The sequence below is a fragment of the Sphingopyxis sp. genome, assembly GCF_965227415.1.
Taxonomy (GTDB): Bacteria; Pseudomonadota; Alphaproteobacteria; order Sphingomonadales; family Sphingomonadaceae; genus Sphingopyxis.
The window spans coordinates 1,788,401-1,804,461 of the sequence record NZ_OZ245749.1 but is presented as its reverse complement, the minus strand read 5'-3'; the positions used below and the strand labels follow the sequence as shown (position 1 = coordinate 1,804,461).

General features: G+C 64.4%; 17 protein-coding genes. 12 read left to right on the top strand and 5 right to left on the bottom strand.

Translation table 11 applies throughout. From position 1 onward, the window contains the following. Window positions 1-242 precede the first annotated feature (242 nt). On the bottom strand, window positions 243-1,412 hold the full coding sequence (locus tag ACO055_RS08805; protein WP_422062211.1) for a DUF1996 domain-containing protein: 1,170 nt from the start codon (window positions 1,410-1,412) through the stop codon (window positions 243-245). Between the two features lie 381 nt (window positions 1,413-1,793). Between ACO055_RS08805 and ACO055_RS08800 the strand changes: the two genes are divergently transcribed. Next, window positions 1,794-2,312: a hypothetical protein gene (locus ACO055_RS08800; protein ID WP_422062210.1), complete on the top strand. Its 519-nt coding sequence runs from the start codon at window positions 1,794-1,796 to the stop codon at window positions 2,310-2,312. A 226-nt stretch (window positions 2,313-2,538) separates the two neighbouring features. Beyond that, entirely contained in the window at window positions 2,539-3,513 is a 975-nt protein-coding gene (locus ACO055_RS08795; protein WP_422062209.1) for an IS1595 family transposase, read from the top strand. Window positions 3,514-3,719: 206 nt separating this feature from the next. Here ACO055_RS08795 and ACO055_RS08790 read toward each other — a convergent pair whose 3' ends face one another. Then, the gene (locus ACO055_RS08790) at window positions 3,720-4,463 is read right to left on the bottom strand and encodes a DUF3800 domain-containing protein (protein ID WP_422062208.1); all 744 of its coding nucleotides are present in this window, start codon (window positions 4,461-4,463) and stop codon (window positions 3,720-3,722) included. Window positions 4,464-4,469: 6 nt separating this feature from the next. Here ACO055_RS08790 and ACO055_RS08785 point away from each other — a divergent pair, with 6 nt between their 5' ends. The 9 genes from ACO055_RS08785 (at window position 4,470) to ACO055_RS08745 (ending at window position 11,109) form a co-directional block, all read left to right on the top strand. Further along, a complete protein-coding gene (locus ACO055_RS08785) occupies window positions 4,470-4,616 on the top strand; it encodes a hypothetical protein (RefSeq protein WP_422062207.1) in 147 nt (48 codons plus the stop codon). 58 nt (window positions 4,617-4,674) lie between these two features. Then, window positions 4,675-5,052 (top strand): VOC family protein, encoded by a 378-nt coding sequence (locus ACO055_RS08780; protein WP_422062206.1) that lies wholly within the window; start codon window positions 4,675-4,677, stop codon window positions 5,050-5,052. Between the two features lie 38 nt (window positions 5,053-5,090). Then, window positions 5,091-5,213 carry a hypothetical protein gene (locus ACO055_RS08775; protein ID WP_422062205.1) on the top strand — a complete coding sequence of 41 codons (123 nt, stop codon included), beginning with the start codon at window positions 5,091-5,093 and terminating at the stop codon, window positions 5,211-5,213. A gap of 122 nt (window positions 5,214-5,335) precedes the next feature. After that, on the top strand, window positions 5,336-6,154 hold the full coding sequence (locus tag ACO055_RS08770) for a DUF2163 domain-containing protein (protein ID WP_422062204.1): 819 nt from the start codon (window positions 5,336-5,338) through the stop codon (window positions 6,152-6,154). A gap of 4 nt (window positions 6,155-6,158) precedes the next feature. Beyond that, window positions 6,159-6,554, top strand: coding sequence for a peptidoglycan endopeptidase (locus tag ACO055_RS08765; protein ID WP_422062203.1), 396 nt, complete (start codon window positions 6,159-6,161; stop codon window positions 6,552-6,554). Between the two features lie 10 nt (window positions 6,555-6,564). Beyond that, on the top strand, window positions 6,565-8,730 hold the full coding sequence (locus ACO055_RS08760; RefSeq protein WP_422062202.1) for a phage tail protein: 2,166 nt from the start codon (window positions 6,565-6,567) through the stop codon (window positions 8,728-8,730). Window positions 8,731-8,740: 10 nt separating this feature from the next. Beyond that, the gene (locus tag ACO055_RS08755; RefSeq protein ID WP_422062201.1) at window positions 8,741-9,193 is read left to right on the top strand and encodes a DUF2793 domain-containing protein; all 453 of its coding nucleotides are present in this window, start codon (window positions 8,741-8,743) and stop codon (window positions 9,191-9,193) included. 130 nt (window positions 9,194-9,323) lie between these two features. Next, entirely contained in the window at window positions 9,324-10,439 is a 1,116-nt protein-coding gene (locus ACO055_RS08750) for an OmpA family protein (protein ID WP_422062200.1), read from the top strand. Window positions 10,440-10,668: 229 nt separating this feature from the next. Then, window positions 10,669-11,109: an ExbD/TolR family protein gene (locus tag ACO055_RS08745; RefSeq protein ID WP_422062199.1), complete on the top strand. Its 441-nt coding sequence runs from the start codon at window positions 10,669-10,671 to the stop codon at window positions 11,107-11,109. Between the two features lie 679 nt (window positions 11,110-11,788). On the opposite strand, the gene ACO055_RS08740 is transcribed toward ACO055_RS08745, so the two are convergent. The 3 genes from ACO055_RS08740 to ACO055_RS08730 all read right to left on the bottom strand — a co-directional run bounded on the left by ACO055_RS08740 (window position 11,789) and on the right by ACO055_RS08730 (window position 14,510). Then, entirely contained in the window at window positions 11,789-12,322 is a 534-nt protein-coding gene (locus ACO055_RS08740; RefSeq protein ID WP_422062198.1) for a DUF1993 domain-containing protein, read from the bottom strand. A 27-nt stretch (window positions 12,323-12,349) separates the two neighbouring features. Beyond that, a complete protein-coding gene (locus ACO055_RS08735; protein WP_422062197.1) occupies window positions 12,350-14,131 on the bottom strand; it encodes an ABC transporter transmembrane domain-containing protein in 1,782 nt (593 codons plus the stop codon). Window positions 14,132-14,252: 121 nt separating this feature from the next. After that, window positions 14,253-14,510, bottom strand: a complete 258-nt coding sequence (locus ACO055_RS08730; RefSeq protein ID WP_422062196.1) for a YjhX family toxin — start codon at window positions 14,508-14,510, stop codon at window positions 14,253-14,255. A 272-nt stretch (window positions 14,511-14,782) separates the two neighbouring features. Between ACO055_RS08730 and ACO055_RS08725 the strand changes: the two genes are divergently transcribed. Further along, on the top strand, window positions 14,783-16,003 hold the full coding sequence (locus ACO055_RS08725; protein ID WP_422062195.1) for a polyhydroxyalkanoate depolymerase: 1,221 nt from the start codon (window positions 14,783-14,785) through the stop codon (window positions 16,001-16,003). Window positions 16,004-16,061 lie beyond the last annotated feature (58 nt).

Here is a 16,061-nt window from a genome sequence, read left to right as displayed (position 1 = left end):
CGCCGCGGCTCGGCCCCGGCGATCCGGCGACGCCGATCGGCAAGTCAGGGGATGTCAGCTTTTAGCAGGCCCGGCCGATGGTCGGTCATCCGACAGCGGAAGGGTGCCCCCTCTTCGCGCCGCAGCGCTTGACCCGGCGGCATCCGGCCCAATGCCGGAACGGAGGCGACCGGCCCGATCTTTCCCCGTCGGCCATCGAACCGGCAGGAGGCTACGCCTCCCGCCGGCTCGGCGACGATGGCTCAGAGGCTCACGAGGCGGGGGTTGGCGGTCCAGCTGGCTTCCCAGCTCTGCTTCATTTGCTGGCCATTGCCGAGGTCGCCGGTCGAGCAATTCAGCATCTTGTCGAGGCAGTTCTTTTCCCAAAGGTCGTGAACGATCGGGTCCCACGCCATGAAGAAGTCGGCATGGAAGGTGTCACCGCGCTTGTGCGTCGGCGAGGTGTCCATCTGGTCCGATACAAATTCATATTTCTCGCCGGCAGCCTGTGTGTACCAGACGCCCATGGTGAAGGCCGGTATGACATAGGGATGCGTGGTCGGGCATTTGTAATAGCCCCAGGTTCCATAGGACCCATAGGAAACATGGCTTCGGTGATCGGCGGTATCGAGGTTCTTTCCGTCCCAGCAATCGGGCGCTTCCATTCGGACGCCGATCCGGTTCCCGACGGGACAGCCGGCCTGAGCCTCCTCGAAATTCTTCCAGTCCTTGACCGTGAAGGGCACTGGCCCGTCACAGCCGAATTGCATCGTACCGGTCGAAGCGCTGGCCAGGTTGAGCATGTCGCGTCCGAAAATGAACCGCAGGCCGTTGGGAAGTGCGACAGCCTTGCCCTGATATTGCGGGTGGTTGGGGTCGGACACGATCGGATCCGACTTCGGACGCCTTTTGTAATAGACGGACACATAGTCGGGGCGGACCACCTGACCCTTGCCGTTCAGCAGGGCAGGAATCCAATAGGCCGACCGGTTCACCGGCGACATGCAGGTCGAGTCGCCGGCGGCGCGGAGTGACGCATAAGTCGAATAGGCATCGGCGCTGTCATTGCCGAAGAACTGGTGCAAATGGCCCTTGCCCGGCTGTCCGGGATAGACGATCGGGTCCTCTGTCTTGAGCTTCCCCGGCATGCAAATGAACCGGAACGCGCCCACGACATCGGGCGCTGCCGATGGCGGCAGCGAATTGGCCACCAGTTCGCTCATCGGATCGAAGTTGCTCGCAATGGCCGTCACGCCCTGCACCGTCGCAGCGGCGTCAGCCGTCACCGAACCAGTAGGCGTGGGCGTGGGCGCGGGCGTCGGCGTCGGCGCGGGGGTCGGCGCGGGCGCCAGCACAACCGCAGGCGCCGCAACGCTGCTGCTGCCAGCGCTCCCGCCACCGCAGGCTGCGGTCGCAAGAGCAAGAGCGGACACTAAAACATTACGGCGCATAAGCTTCCTCTCGTGGCAATAATTATGCAGCGATTTCAGGTTCATTCGCGGTGGCAACGTCGCCAATCGTCGCGGCGACAAGCATCGCGCGACTCATTGGAAGTATTTGAAAACAAAAGAATTCTGTCATCTGACGCCCCCCTGAGTCGCGTTTCCCCGCTGCACGGCCCGGAGCCCCTAGTGGCATGCAAAGGCTAATTTGAGGTGAAGGCGGCAGCCCGTTTCGATAGTCGGGCCAGCCGCGCCGGTTCGGCGCGGCGACCATGGATCGGCGCGCTGGTTGCCGATAAAAGCGACGCGCGGAGCGGCATCTTAAGTTTGTTAACTTTGATCGTTTAAACAGGCCGGCCAGAAGGATGGATCATGGCCCGAGCCGTTTTGCTTTTCGTTTGTCTGCTCGGTGGCTGCGCGCCCGCGGCGCGTGACATCGCCCTGTCCGACATCGACCTGGGCGACATGCAGACGGTGCGGACGATCCGAAATCAACTTGAGCCGCAGGACGGCATCGCCTTTGCCAACTATGTCGTCAGGCATCGCGCCAAGTCCGCCAACTATTGCGGCCAGCCGCTGCTGGGCGCGGATGGCAACGCGCCGGCCACGGTGGGCCAAGCCATCGACCTGGCGGCGCGCCGCGACGCCGCCGAGCGCTGGGCCCTGATGGACAGCCAGACGCCAAAGGGACCCCGCAGGCTTGCGAAAGAGAAGTGGGACAGCCTGAGCCGCGACAGAGACATGATGATCGATGCGCAAACCCGTCTTCGCATGGAATATGGCGATCGAGCCACGCAGCGTCCCGAGTGGAAGCCGCTGGAATCCAGAATGGCGGAGATCGACCGGAAGCTCGTCGCGATGAAGCCGACGGTTTTCGGCTCCGGTACCTGAGAATCCCGAAATTTTTCATGCCCGTGGGGCATTTCAGGCGGACGCAGATCGGCTGGTATCCGTCCGTTCCGCCATGGCCCGCCGCCTAGCGAGCCACGACATCGAAAACCATATGGGTTAAAATGGCTTGACATCGTCACGCTGTTATGGCACAAGTATCGCGTTTATGTACTTTACACACCCACGGTAAACTGCTAGAGAATGCTCATCAAACGGAGCATTCACCATGTCGGTTCTTTCTTCCCCCTACTTCCACGACGAAGCCAAGGCCTTCGAGCATCTGGAAAGCATCGTTTGGGCTGACGGCGTCGTCTGCCCGCATTGCGGTGTGATCGGTGGTCGGGTCTATGACCTGTCGGGCGTTCGCGGCAAGCCGACCCTGAAAACGCCGGAAGGCGCGCTCCGTCACGGCCTCAAAAAGTGTGGCGAGTGCCGCAAGCAGTTCACCGTGAAGGTCGGCACCGTTTTCGAGCATGCCCGCATGCCGCTGCATAAGATGCTACAGGCCGTCCACCTTATCGCGTCGAGCAAGAAGGGCATCAGCGCCCACCAGCTTGGCCGCATCCTTGAGGTCCAGTACAAGACCGCTTGGTTCCTTGCTCACCGTATCCGTGAAGCCATGCGCTCCGGTGACCTTGCCGCCCCGTTCGGTTCGGGCGGCGGCGCTGTCGAGGTCGATGAGACGTATTTCGGCGTCAAGGAAGGCCGTCGCGGCGCGAAGGCTGGTACGGCCCACAAGTTCGGCGTTCTGGCGCTGGTGGACCGCGAGAGCGGCACCATGCGCTCGTTCACGTTCGACAAGTTCCGCGCCGACGAGGTCCACCCGATCGTCCTGAACAACATTGCCCGCGAAGCCCGTTTGATGACGGACGAAGCCAAGATGTACAAGAAGATCGGCCGCGAGTTTGCCGAGCATGGCACGACGCTCCACGGCGCCCGCCAGTACGTCGATTACAAGGACCGCACGATCCACACCAACACCGTGGAAGGCGCGTTCTCGATTTTCAAGCGCGGTATGAAGGGCGTTTACCAGCACTGTGGCGAGCAGCATCTGCACCGCTACCTTGCCGAGTTCGAGTTTCGCTACAACACCCGTCAGGCGAACGGCATTGATGATCGCGGTCGGGCTGCCCACGCCATGCGCGGTATCGTTGGCAAGCGCCTGACCTATCAACCAGCTAACGACAGCGCCGACGCCTAAGCCGGTCGGGCATCAGTTCGAATTGAAGGGCATTCGCGACGTGAGGCTAAAAAAGAAAACTTAGCCAGTTACTTTGGGCCACTTATCAGTGGGTTGATTCAAGGGCCTACCCTTGATTTATGGTGCCAATTCAATTATATAAATTAGCGCCCGGGGACGCAGCGTAGCGTCGCGGGGAAGGTGAAATTCCTTCCCCACCCGGCAGCCTATTTTGGCCAGTGAACTAGCCCAAATCCGTCGATTCCTTTCTGCGGATGCGCGCGGATATTCGGTCGCAGCGTGTCGATCCAACTCATCTTATCGTGATTGAATGCATGGCCTATGGCGCCAGCACAGAGGTCCACGAGTTGAATGCCTACGCTATGATGGCTCTCTGTAAGCATGACACGCTCCACGAAATGTTCGAACCTCGACGTGTACGCAGATTCTTTCTCGGTAATGACAGCGTGATAATCGCGAAACGCTCTGTCATCATCTTTCCCACGGTGATCACAAACGACAAGTCCGCGTTGGAAGTCGCCTGTCACCTTTGACATGTCCTGTAAAAAGTAATTCACGCGCTCCAGCGTCTGTTTGTACGTGTAATGATAAACATCCATCTTCGATTTGATGTAGCCTTGCTGCCACGCTTTAGCCATTTCCGACTTGGTGGCCACGATCCTGCATGACTTGCGTTTGGTGATGGATGCGAGAAGCTGATTGCGGAGTTTCGACCTCTCGTCGAATGAGAGGTGCAGTAGGCAGTTCCCCTTAGATGTGTTGTCAGGGCCGAAAAATTGCCATTTAATTTCGCCTTCAACCTTGAAGCGCCGTTTTGCTGCTTCGAACTCCCTGGAAATCTCCTGCCATTGGCTTTCAGGTATGATAAGAGCAGCAATGACGAAATAGCGGACCTTGGGCGAGCCTTTGGACGGGATATGGCCCGACTCATCAATAAAGCAGAGGTACATGTTACCATGGCAAAGCTCACGACGGACAAGAGTCAACTGGACAAGTTCAAGGAAGCCGCCCGCGACCTTGAGACCGACGACGACCCCAAGCGCTTCGATGAGCGCCTAGGGAAGCTGGTGAAGCGCAAGCCGGTGCCCGACAAGGCAAAGTAGCGCCGCCGTTGCGTCCCCTCTTTCATCGTGCCAGACAGGCGCCGAGAGGAGATAAGCCATGCAACTATATGCAAGCGTAGGATCGAATGACCTTGGCCGTGCCATTCCGTTCTATGAGGCCCTTCTAGGCAGTATCGGGTGGAGCAAGCTCTTCGACAATCCCGGCGGCGGCAGCTTCTTTGGCAGTATCGCTGACGGATGGTTTGCAGTCGTGACGCCCTTCGATGGCGCGCCCGCTACGGTCGGCAACGGGACGATGGTGGGCTTCGCCTTCAACAGCCAAAAGGAAGTTGCCGACTTCTACGCAAAGGCGCTCGAACTTGGCGGCACCGACGACGGCGCGCCCGGTGATCGCGGCGGCGGTTCGTTCTTCGCCTACTTCCGCGATCTGGACGGCAACAAGCTGTGCGCTTGGACTTTCGCCCCGCCAGCCTGAGCCTTTCCTACAAAATCGGGGTGTGCCATTCTTGCAACATGCCCCCTGAACCAAACTGGAAAGATCACGCCGTCGCGGTCGAATATTGGCTCGCGACCGCAATCGTCGCCGGATCATTCGTTGCGGGGCTGATTGCCGCCGTTCGCGTCGCACTCGGTTGAACCGTGGGTTTGCAAACTACATAAACGCCACAAGTATCACATCATGAAGAATTGCGATTCGGGCCGGCGCCCTTCCGTTGCGGGAGGGTGTTCCGGCCCGAACGCTTTGGGAGGCGGGCGATATGGATCTGGTGGTGATGAGTGGAAAAGCGCGATTGCTGGTCAAGACCAAGCGGTCGAAGCGCGAAATATCGCAGCGCAGCCGCGACGAGTTCATCCTGTCGCTGAGCGAAACCTGCAACGTGTCGTTGTCGGCCGAGCGCGCGGGCGTGAAGCCGTCGGCGATCGAGACGAGCGATAGCCTGGATGCGCAGACGATGGATATCGAAGGCGCGATCGCAAGCGATGCGATTGCGGCAGGCGACCTGGAGGCGGGGCGCTGGGACGGCGCCGAGCTCGAGCTGTTCGTGACCGACTGGACCGCGCCGGAGCGCGCGCCGGTGGTGGTCGCGCGCGGATCGCTGGGCGCGATCGAGCGGCGCGGGGCGGCGTTCGCGGCCGAGCTGCAAGGCGTCACGCGGTTGCTCGACCGGCCGGTATGCCCCGCGACCTCGCCCTCGTGCCGCGCGATGCTGGGCGACCGGGCGTGCCGCGTCGACCTGACGCCGCGCACGCACCGGCGGCGCGTGGTCGCGATCTCGGGGCGGTCGGTGACGCTCGACCATGCAGTTCCGACGGGCACGATGGCGTTCGGCGAGCTGATGTGGATGGAGGGCGCGGCGTCGGGGCTGGCGAGCCCGGTCGTCGGCGCAGCGGGCGCGGTGCTGACGCTGGCCGAGATGCCGCCGCGGATGGCGGCGTTGCCGGTGCGCGTGCGGCTGATCGAAGGGTGTGACAAGCAGCTTGCCACATGCCGCGAGCGGTTCGGCAATGCGGTGAATTTTCGCGGCGAGGCGCATCTGCCGGGGAATGACCTGCTGACGCGCTATCCGGGTGGATGAGGATATGGGCGCGCGGGCCTTTGCCGCCGCGCAGGCGATGGTCGGGGCGCGGTTCCGGGTGCAGGGGCGCGACGCGGCGGGCGGGCTCGACTGCGTCGGATTGGTGGCGGCCGCCTATGCGGCGGCGGGGCGCGAGGTGACGGCGCCGTCGGGATATCCGCTGCGCGGATGGGCGCGCGAGCGGATCGAGCGCGGGCTGGCCGCGGCGGGATTTGTGGCGGCGACGGGCGCGGCATGCGTCGGCGACGTCGCGATGATCCGGTTCCCGGCGGGGCAGTTTCACCTGGGGCTGCGCGGCCCGGATCGGGTGATCCATGCCCATGCGGGTTTGCGATGCGTGGTCGCGGTGCCGATCGACGAGATGTGGCGCGCCGCGCCGCGCTTTCGGATTGCAAGATAAGGGGAAAATCATGGCGACGTTGGTGCTCACGGTCGTCGGCGGGATCGTCGGCGGGCCGGTCGGCGCGGCGATCGGTGCCTATGCGGGGCAACAGATCGACGCCCAGCTCTTCAAGCCCAAGGGGCGCGAAGGGCCGCGGCTGGCCGATCTGAAGATCCAGGCGTCGACCTATGGCCAGCAGATCCCCAGGCTGTTCGGGACGATGCGCGTCGCGGGGAGCGTGATCTGGGCGACCGACCTGATCGAGCGGCGGAACAAGCGTGGCGGCGGCAAGGGGCGGCCGTCGACCACCGAATTCAGCTATGCGGCCTCGTTCGCGGTCGCGCTGTCGTCGCGGCGCGTCGGCGCGATCCGGCGGATCTGGGCCGACGGCAATCTGCTCCGCGGGTCGAGCGGCCGCTTCAGCGAGCGCTGCACCTTTCGCTGGTACGACGGAAGCGAGGATCAGGCGGCCGACCCGCTGATCGCGGCGGCGGTCGGGATGGACTCGGCGAGCGCGTTTCGCGGGCTGGCCTATGCCGTGTTCGAGGAGCTGGAGCTGGCGAATTTCGGCAATCGCATCCCGTCGCTGACGTTCGAGGTCGAAGCCGACGGTGGCAGCGTCGATGCGGGGGTCATCGGCAATGACCTGCTCGGCGAAAGCGCGCGGTGTTCGGGGCGCTGGCCGCTGGTCGGCTATGCCGCGTCGGGCGACCGGGTGCGCGACGCGCTGGCGCCGCTGTTCGATGCCGACAGCGTGCGGCTGGCGAGCGGTCCCGATGGCTGGTGCCTGATGCCGGCGGACGGCGACCCGGTGGCGCTTGCGGGCTTTGCCGAAGCGCGGCGGATGCCGGCGGCCGCCGACCGCATCGAACAGCGGCGCGCGCCGCTGTCGGCGCTGCCGGGGACGATCCGGCTGCGCCATTACGAGCCCGAGCGCGACTATCAGCTGGGCCAGCAGACGGCGCAGGTCGCGGGCGGCGGGGTGCGCGAGGAGCGGATCGACCTGCCCTCGGTGCTGTCGGCCGGATCGGCGCGCGCGCTGGCGCAGACGCTGGCGGTCGCGGCGGCCGACGGGCGCGAGACGGTGGTCTGGACGGTCGACCTGGCGGCTTTGGCGCTGCCCGTCGGCCGCACCGTCGCATCGGTCGACGGAAGCCGCTGGCGGCTGGCCTCGCGGACCATTCGCGACACAGGCCTGTCGATCGAATTGCAGCGATATCAGCCTGTTGCTGCCGAACCGGTCGATACCGATCCCGGGCGTGCGGTGAGCGCGCCCGACTGGCCCGATGCCGAAGCGACGGCCGCGATCTTCGATCTTCCGGGGCTGGACGCGGCCCCGGCGTCGGCGCCGCGCCTGCTGGTGGCGGCAGCGGGGAGCAACGACGGCTGGCGCGGCGCCGATATCTGGATCCGGCCCGCGGCGGAGGCCGAGCCCGTCGCGGCAGGCCATGCGCGACCCGCGGCTGCACTGGGGGCGCTCGTCGCGCCGCTCGCCGCGGGGAGCAGCCATCTTTTCGACACGGCGAACGATGCGATCGTCGCGCTGATCAATCCGTCGATGACACTCGAATCCGTCGATGATTTCGCGCTTCTGGCGGGTGCCAATATGGCGATGCTGGGCGACGAGCTGGTCCAATTCGGCCGCGCGGAAATGGTCGCGCCGCGCCGGTGGCGATTGTCGCACCTGCTTCGCGGACGCCGCGGGACCGACAGCGGCGCGCACGGCGTCGACACGCCTTTCGTCCTGCTCGGCGATCCAGCCTTGCTCGCGCTTCCCGACGACCTCGCGCGGCTTGCCGAGAGCGGGGGCGCCGACCTGCAATGGGCCTCGCGCGGCGAGACCGAGGTTCGCGAGATCGCGATTGCCCCGGCCGGCCGGGCGCTTCGCCCGCTGGCGCCGGTGCACGGGGAACTGCGTCCCGATGGCCTCGGCGGCGTCGCCGTGTGGATCCGGCGCAGTCGCGCCGACACGGGGTGGCGTGACGAGGTCGACGTGCCGTTCGGAGAAAGCCGCGAGGCGTGGCGCATCGAGCTTGTCCCGCCGGTGCCGGGGATCGGGCCATGGGAGACCATGGCGCCGACGTTTTCCCTGGCGTCCGTCGCGATCGCTGCGCTGGCGCCGGGGCATATGCTCGCCATCCGGCAGGTCGGCGACTTTGCGCTTTCGTCGCCGCTTGTCCTGCCGCTTACATAGGAGACCTACCATGACGGACATGCCAAAAACCGCCCGTTTTTCCTTGCCTTTGCTGGCGACGGCGCAGGCGCAGAAGGAGGTCACGCACAACGAAGCGCTGACGCTGCTCGACGCGCTCGTCCATGCCGCGATCGAGGGTGGCCCGATCGCGGCGCCTCCATCGTCAGCCGCGCCGGGGCAATGCTGGTTGGTCGGCGCTGGCGCGACCGGCGCCTGGGCCGGTCGGGACGACATGCTGGCCATCCGGAGCGAGGGCGGGTGGCGCTTCGTGCCGCCGCGACCGGGGCTGCGACTGATCCGGCTATCGGATGGCGCGTGGATGCGCTATCATGCTGGCAACTGGGTCGCTCCGGCGGCGATTGCGAGCCCGGCGGGCGGTGTCACAATTGATTCCGAAGCCCGATCAGTCATCGCCGCGCTGATTCTGCTCCTGGAGGCGCAGGGCCTTCTGATTTTAGGCTGATTTTCACTATCTTCGCGCTGAAAGTGCGGCTTTTTGGCAACAGATCGGCGATTTGTTCGCTTGCACGGAACCAAAGGCTTGGGTAGGACGTCTGACGAGACGTAAATCTCAATTGAAAGGGGAATCTACTATGAGGAAGCTTGCCGTCGCAATGGCGTTGGCCTCCACCGCCCTGGCGTCGCCAGCACTGGCGCGCGACAACTCCTGGTATGTCGGAGTTGGTGGTGGTGTCATGATCGTCGAAGATCTCGATCTCGACATCGGAACGGTCGACAATGCCGGTTCGCTCGATCACCGCAAGGGTTATGACTTCGAAGGTACCGTCGGGTACGACTTCGGTGGTTTCCGTGCGGAAGTCGAAGTCGGCTACAAGGAAGCCGACATCACGTCGGGTACCTTCACCACTCCGGGCATTCCGCAGAGCGTCAACGGCGCTGGTGCGCTCCGTACCGGTGCAGTGAACCTGAACGGCGATTCGAACGCGCTCAGCTTCATGGTCAACGGTCTGCTCGACTTCGGTGACGATGACGGGCTGCAAGGCTTCGTCGGCGGTGGTGCCGGTGTCGCTCGCGTTTCGGTCGAGCCGGTCTATGCCGGTGCGTTCCTTGACGATTCGGATACCGGTTTCGCCTGGCAGGCCATCGCGGGCGTTCGCGCTCCGCTGACCAAGAACTGGGACGTTGGCCTGAAGTATCGTTTCTTCAACGCCAGCAACCTCGACCTGGTCGACCAGCTCGGTCGCGACGTTTCGACGCGCTTCCGGTCGCACTCGATCCTGGGCACGCTGACCTATAACTTCGGTGGCGCAGAACCGGCACCGCCGCCGGCTCCGCCTCCGCCGCCTCCGCCGCCCCCGCCGCCCCCGCCGCCGCCGCCTCCGCCGGTTGCAGTATGCGAGCCCGGGCCGTACATCGTGTACTTCGACTGGGATCAGTCGAACATCACGCCGGAAGCGGCTGCAACGCTCGACAACGCGATCAGCGCCTACAACCGTGGTTGCACGGGTACGCAGGTCTGGCTCGCCGGTCACGCTGACCGTTCGGGTTCGGCCAAGTACAACGTCGGCCTGTCGGAACGTCGTAACACGGCAGTTCGCAGCTATATGTCGGCTCGCGGCATCTCGGACGGGTCGTTCTCGACCGAAGCGTTCGGCGAATCGCGCCCGGCCGTTGCGACCGCCGACGGCGTCCGCAACGACCAGAACCGTCGCGTGGAAATCAAATACGGTCCGGGTTCGGGCATGTAAGCGATTTCCTGCCCGGTTCGGGTTGGAAGACAAAGAGGGGCGGTACCGAAAGGTGCCGCCCTTTCTTTTTGGCAGCGCGCCGTCGATGGCGCGCTTTTTGTTTGCCTCGCACGCAAAATGTTATACCATAACAATGAAGGCCGCGCCGAAATGAGAAGGGCCGGTCATCAACGCGGGGCCGGCGCTCGCGATTGCAAGCGTCATCCCCGCTCGACAGGGGAGAGAGACGATGCGTAAACGCCGCAGCCAGTTTCACCGCAGCATTTTCCGGGCCGACCCCAATGGCGATCCCGAAATCAACACGACGCCGCTGATCGACGTGATGCTCGTCATGCTGGTGATGCTGATCATCACGATCCCGCCGCCGACGCACAGCGTCGATATCACGCTGCCGGCCGGAACGGTCGATCCGGGAAGCGTGCTCGACGAGAATAGGGTGACGATCGACACCGCGGACACGATCCGCTGGAATGGCGAGGCCGTCGACCTGGCGCAGCTGGGTCAGCTGGTGAAGGTTGCATCCGAACGAACCGATGTGCCGACCCTGATGTTCGAACCCGAGGCGCGGGCGCGCTATCTGCGCGTCGACGAAGCGATCGGCGCGATCCGCCGGAACGGCGGAGCGAAAATCGCCTTTCCGGGCATTCACCAATATGGCGGCATGATCTGAGCTGCCGATCGGTCGGGGTGGGAGGCGGACGTTCTCGCTTCGTCGCCCTCGACGGTTCCGGGGTCCAAGCAACCGATGTCGTCATGGATCCCGGATCAAGTCCGGGATGACGAGGATAGAGCGGGATGACGAGGATCGAGCGGGATGACGGGAACGGCGTGGGAAGCCGTCCTCCAATATCGTCATGCTGAACTTGTTTCAGCATCCATGGCCGGACCTCTCATTTCGCGCCACGTCGAACGAAACGGCAAGCCATGGATCCTGAAACAAGTTCAGGATGACGATGATAGGGAACGTCGCCACCGGCCGTTTCCTGCCATTGGAAGTGGATCAACACAGAGCGGTGGCTTTGGGATGGGGGGCGGACGGTCACCCGACGGGCGTGTTCCCCGGCGAAGGCCGGGGCCCAGGGCGTTGGAGAGCCGACGTTGCGCGAGCATGCACTGGACCCCGGCCTTCGCCGGGGAACACATCAGAATCGGCAGCGGGTGACGGGAGCGGCGTGGGAAGCCGTCCTCCAATATCGTCATGCTGAACTTGTTTCAGCATCCATGGCCTGACCTCTCCTTTCGCGCTGTGTCGAAGGAAACGGCAGCCCATGGATCCTGAAACAAGTTCAGGATGACGATGCCATAAATGTCGCGTTCTGGTCGTCAGCGGACCTCGGCTCGGTCGTCCGTCAGGCCGGCGCCGTCCCCGGCCGCAGATATTGCAGCATATAGCCCACATAATCGGCCTTGCCGAGCGGGACGCCCATATGGCGCAGGATCGCGTAGGCGGCGACGAGGTGGAAGTAATATTGCGGCTGCGCCCAGTCGCGGACATAGGTTGCGGCGCTCATGTCGAAGGCCATGCCGTTCGGCAGATCGAAGCGGACCATGCGATCGGGATCGCTGTCGAGCGCCGCGCGGTCGAGGCCGTCCAGCCAGGCGAGCGTCGCGGCGATTTGCGCCTGAAATCCGGCAAAGTCGGTCGCATCCTCGCTCAGGTCGGGGGCGCCCGGGGCGCCGAGGCGCGTCGCGGCCTGGATTGCCTGGCTGCACGACGAGCGTACCTGCGCCGCGAGCGGGAACATGTCGGGTGCAAGCCGTGCCACGACGAACTGGAGTTCGCCGACGCCATTGTCCGCGCCCCACGCAAGCGCCTTGGCGAGCTGGCCCGACAGCGAGCGCAGGCCGTTGATGTAGGCGGGAACGGTGAAATCGTAGAGCATGGCGGAGCGTCCTTCGAAGGGTAGCGGTCAGGCGGCGGCGAGATTGTCCTGAAATTGCAGGCGCGCGAGGCGAGCGTAAAGGCCGTCGGCGGCGACGAGTTCGTCGTGCTTGCCCTCTTCGACGATGCGGCCGTCGTCCATCACGATGATGCGGTCGGCGGCGCGCACGGTCGCGAGGCGGTGCGCGATGACGATCGTGGTGCGGTCGTGCATCAGCGTTTCGAGCGCGTCCTGGACGAGCTTTTCGGATTCGGCGTCGAGCGCCGACGTCGCTTCGTCGAGCAGGAGAAGCGGCGCGCGGCGGAGCAGTGCGCGCGCGATCGCAAGCCGCTGACGCTGGCCGCCCGACAGACGCGCGCCGCCTTCGCCCATGAAGGTATCGAGACCGTCGGGCAGCTTGCGGATAAATTCCTCGGCGTTCGCTGCGCGGGCGGCTTCCCACAGCTCGTCATCGGTCGCGAGCCAATTGCCATAGCGAAGATTGTCTCGCGCCGAGGCGGCGAAAATCACCGTCTCTTGCGGTACCATCGCGATACGGGCGCGAAGATCGGCGGGATCGAGTTCGGGCAGCGGTACGCCGTCGAGGCGGATCTGACCGCCCTGCGGGTCGTAGAAGCGCTCGGCGAGCTGGAAAAGCGTCGACTTGCCGGCGCCCGAGGAGCCAACGATGGCGACGGTCTCGCGCGGGCGGATCGCCAGGCTGAAATCGTGCAGCGCAGGCGCGTCGGGACGCGTCGGATAGCGGAATTCGACATGGTCGAACTCGAGCGTCCCCATCGCGGGTACGGGAAGCGCGCGCGGGGTGGCCGGGGGCGCGATGCTCGGCTCGGCGCTGAGCAATTCGTTGAGGCGTTCGGCGGCGCCTGCCGCACGCAGCAGGTCGCCATAGACTTCGGTGAGGGCGCCGAATGCGCCCGCGACCAGGCCGCCGGTGAGCACGAAAGCGGCGATCGTTCCGCCGGTGATCGTCCCAGCCGCGACCCCTGCCGCGCCATACCAGAGCAAGGTCGTGATCGCGCCGAACAGCAGCCCGATGACGATCGCGGTCATCGTCGCGCGGAGGCGGATGCGGCGCTTGGCGGTCGCGAAATTGGCCTCGACCGCGGTGGAGAAGCGCTCGGCTTCGCGCGCTTCCTGCCCGAAAGCCTGGACGATCTTCATCGCGCCCAATTGTTCGGCGGTGGTCGCACCGATGTCGGCGACGCGGTCCTGGCTGGTCCGCGACACATTCTGCAAGCGACGACCGAGCAGGACGATCGGCATGATGATCACCGGAATGCCGAGCAAGATGCCGGCGGTGAGTTTGGGCGAAAGCGAGAAGAGATAGACGATGCCGCCGATCCCCATCACCGTGTTGCGAAGCGCGACCGACACGGTGGTGCCGACGGTCTGTTCGATGATCGAGGTGTCCGACGTCATGCGCGAGGCGATCTCTGACGGACGGTTTTCCTCAAAGAACCCGGGCGCCAGACGCAGCAGGTTGCGCTGAACCGCCTGGCGGATATCGGCGACGGTGCGCTCGCCCAGCCAGCTGACGAAATAGAAGCGGAACGCGGTCGCGACGGCCAGAAGCACGACGATGACATAGAAGAAACGGAAATGCGGGCTGACATCGCCGCCGCCGGCGACGAAGCCCGAGTCGATCATTTCCTTGAATTGATAGGGGATCGCGAGCGTCGCGAACGCCGCGATGCCGAGCGCGACCGCCGCGATGAGCAGCTGCAGCGGATATTTGCTCGCATAGTGCCAGACCATGCGCAGGCTGGACAGCTTGCGCGGCGGAGCGGTTTTGTCTGATTTGGTCGCCATCGCCGACGGCCCTAGCAGGCGTACCGATGCCGCTCAACGGCGCAGAATGGCGTGAGGCTTCAAGCGCCATGAAGCTGAACTGTCGAAAGGAGCGCGGACATCGGCCCGCGCTCCCCCCGTTTCAGCGGTTGTCGAGTTGCGCGCGCACCGCACGCAGCCCCGCCTGGGTGATGCGATACGGCGCGCCCGCTTGCGACGCGATGAAGCCGCTGCGGCGCAGGCGCTGGAAAAGGCCGAGGCCGCCGCTGTCGAGAATATGGCCGTCGCGGGTGAAGCAGAGCGCTTCGATCAGGCGGCCGTCTTCGCCGCGCCGGTGACGGATCATACCGCCCTGCGCCAGCACGTGCAGGACGCGCTGTTCCGATTTCGAGATATTCATGGGAAATTGTCCGAGATTGTTCAGCAACAAGAGGCGCGCGAACCCGGTGGCTCGCAACGCTTGCGCCATCCCTTTCGCCGGGATGTTAGCGGTTGCCCGCAATCTCAGACATATTCACTCCAGGGGCCGCACCTGCGCCCGCTGTCCCGGAATAATAGCGACAAACTGCGCACGCAACAATTTTGATGCATTGCACAATGACAGCGTTTCCCTAGACTGGCGTTCAAGCAGGGTTGCCGCGAGAGCGCCCGACAGGACGCAAGGACACCAGAATGCTGTATCACGCCTTTGAAATGCAGAAGAGCTGGCTCGCGGGGGCGAGCGCGCTGGCGACGGCGGGGGCGCAGGTGATCCAGCATCCCGCAAACCCGCTCGGCTATTTCGGTGGCAGCCCGATGTTCGCCTCGGCGCTCGAAGTGTTCGCGCATGCCTCGGCGCCGCGCGGCAAACCGGGGTTCGAGCTGTACGAGGCCGAGGTCGAAGGCGAAACGGTGCGGGTCACCGAGAAGGTCGAAGCGCGCAAGCCCTTTGGCCAGCTCAAGCATTTCACGCACAAGGGGGCGGCCGGCAAACCCAAGCTGCTGATCGTTGCGCCGATGTCGGGCCATTACGCAACGCTGTTGCGCGGCACGGTCGAGCGCATGATCCCCGACCATGACGTGTGGATCACCGACTGGCGCGACGCGCGCAACGTCCCGCTCGAAGCCGGCAAGTTCGATCTCGACGACTATATCGACTATCTGATCGGCTGGATGGAGCATATCGGGCCGGGCGCGCATATGCTCGCCGTGTGCCAGCCCTCGGTGCCGAGCCTGGCCGCCGCGGCGATCATGGCGGCCGACAAGCACAAGTGCCGCCCCAAGACGCTGACGATGATGGGCGGGCCGATCGATACGCGCAAGGCGCCGACCGCAGTCAACCAGCACGCGATGACGCGCCCGCACGCCTGGTTCCAGGAAAATGTCATCGTCACCGTTCCCGCCTGGTATCCGGGTGCCGGACGGCGGGTGTATCCGGGGTTCCTGCAACTCGCGGGCTTCATGTCGATGAACCTTGGCAATCACATGATGAGCCACTGGTCGATGTTCAAGCATCTGGTCGACGGCGACGGCGAGAGCGCCGACAAGACCAAGGAATTTTACGACGAGTATCGCGCGGTCTGCGACATGACCGCCGAATTCTATCTCCAGACGGTCGACGTCGTGTTCCAGCGCCATGCGCTGCCTAAGGGCGAGATGCTCCATCGCGGCAAGCCGGTCGACCTCTCCAAGATCGAAGACATCGCGATCCTGGCGATCGAGGGCGAGCGCGACGATATTTCGGGGATCGGCCAGACCAAGGCCGCACTGACGCTGACCGCGTCGCTGCCCACCGAGAAGAAGAAATATCTGATGGCCAAGACGGTCGGCCATTACGGCATTTTCAACGGCCGCAAATGGCGCGAGGATATCGCGCCGGTGGTCGAGAAATGGATCCGCGCCAACGGCGGGTAGGGTTTTGACGGCGCGCTTTGGGCGCTCTAACCGTAAAGCCGATATTGCCGGATCGCGG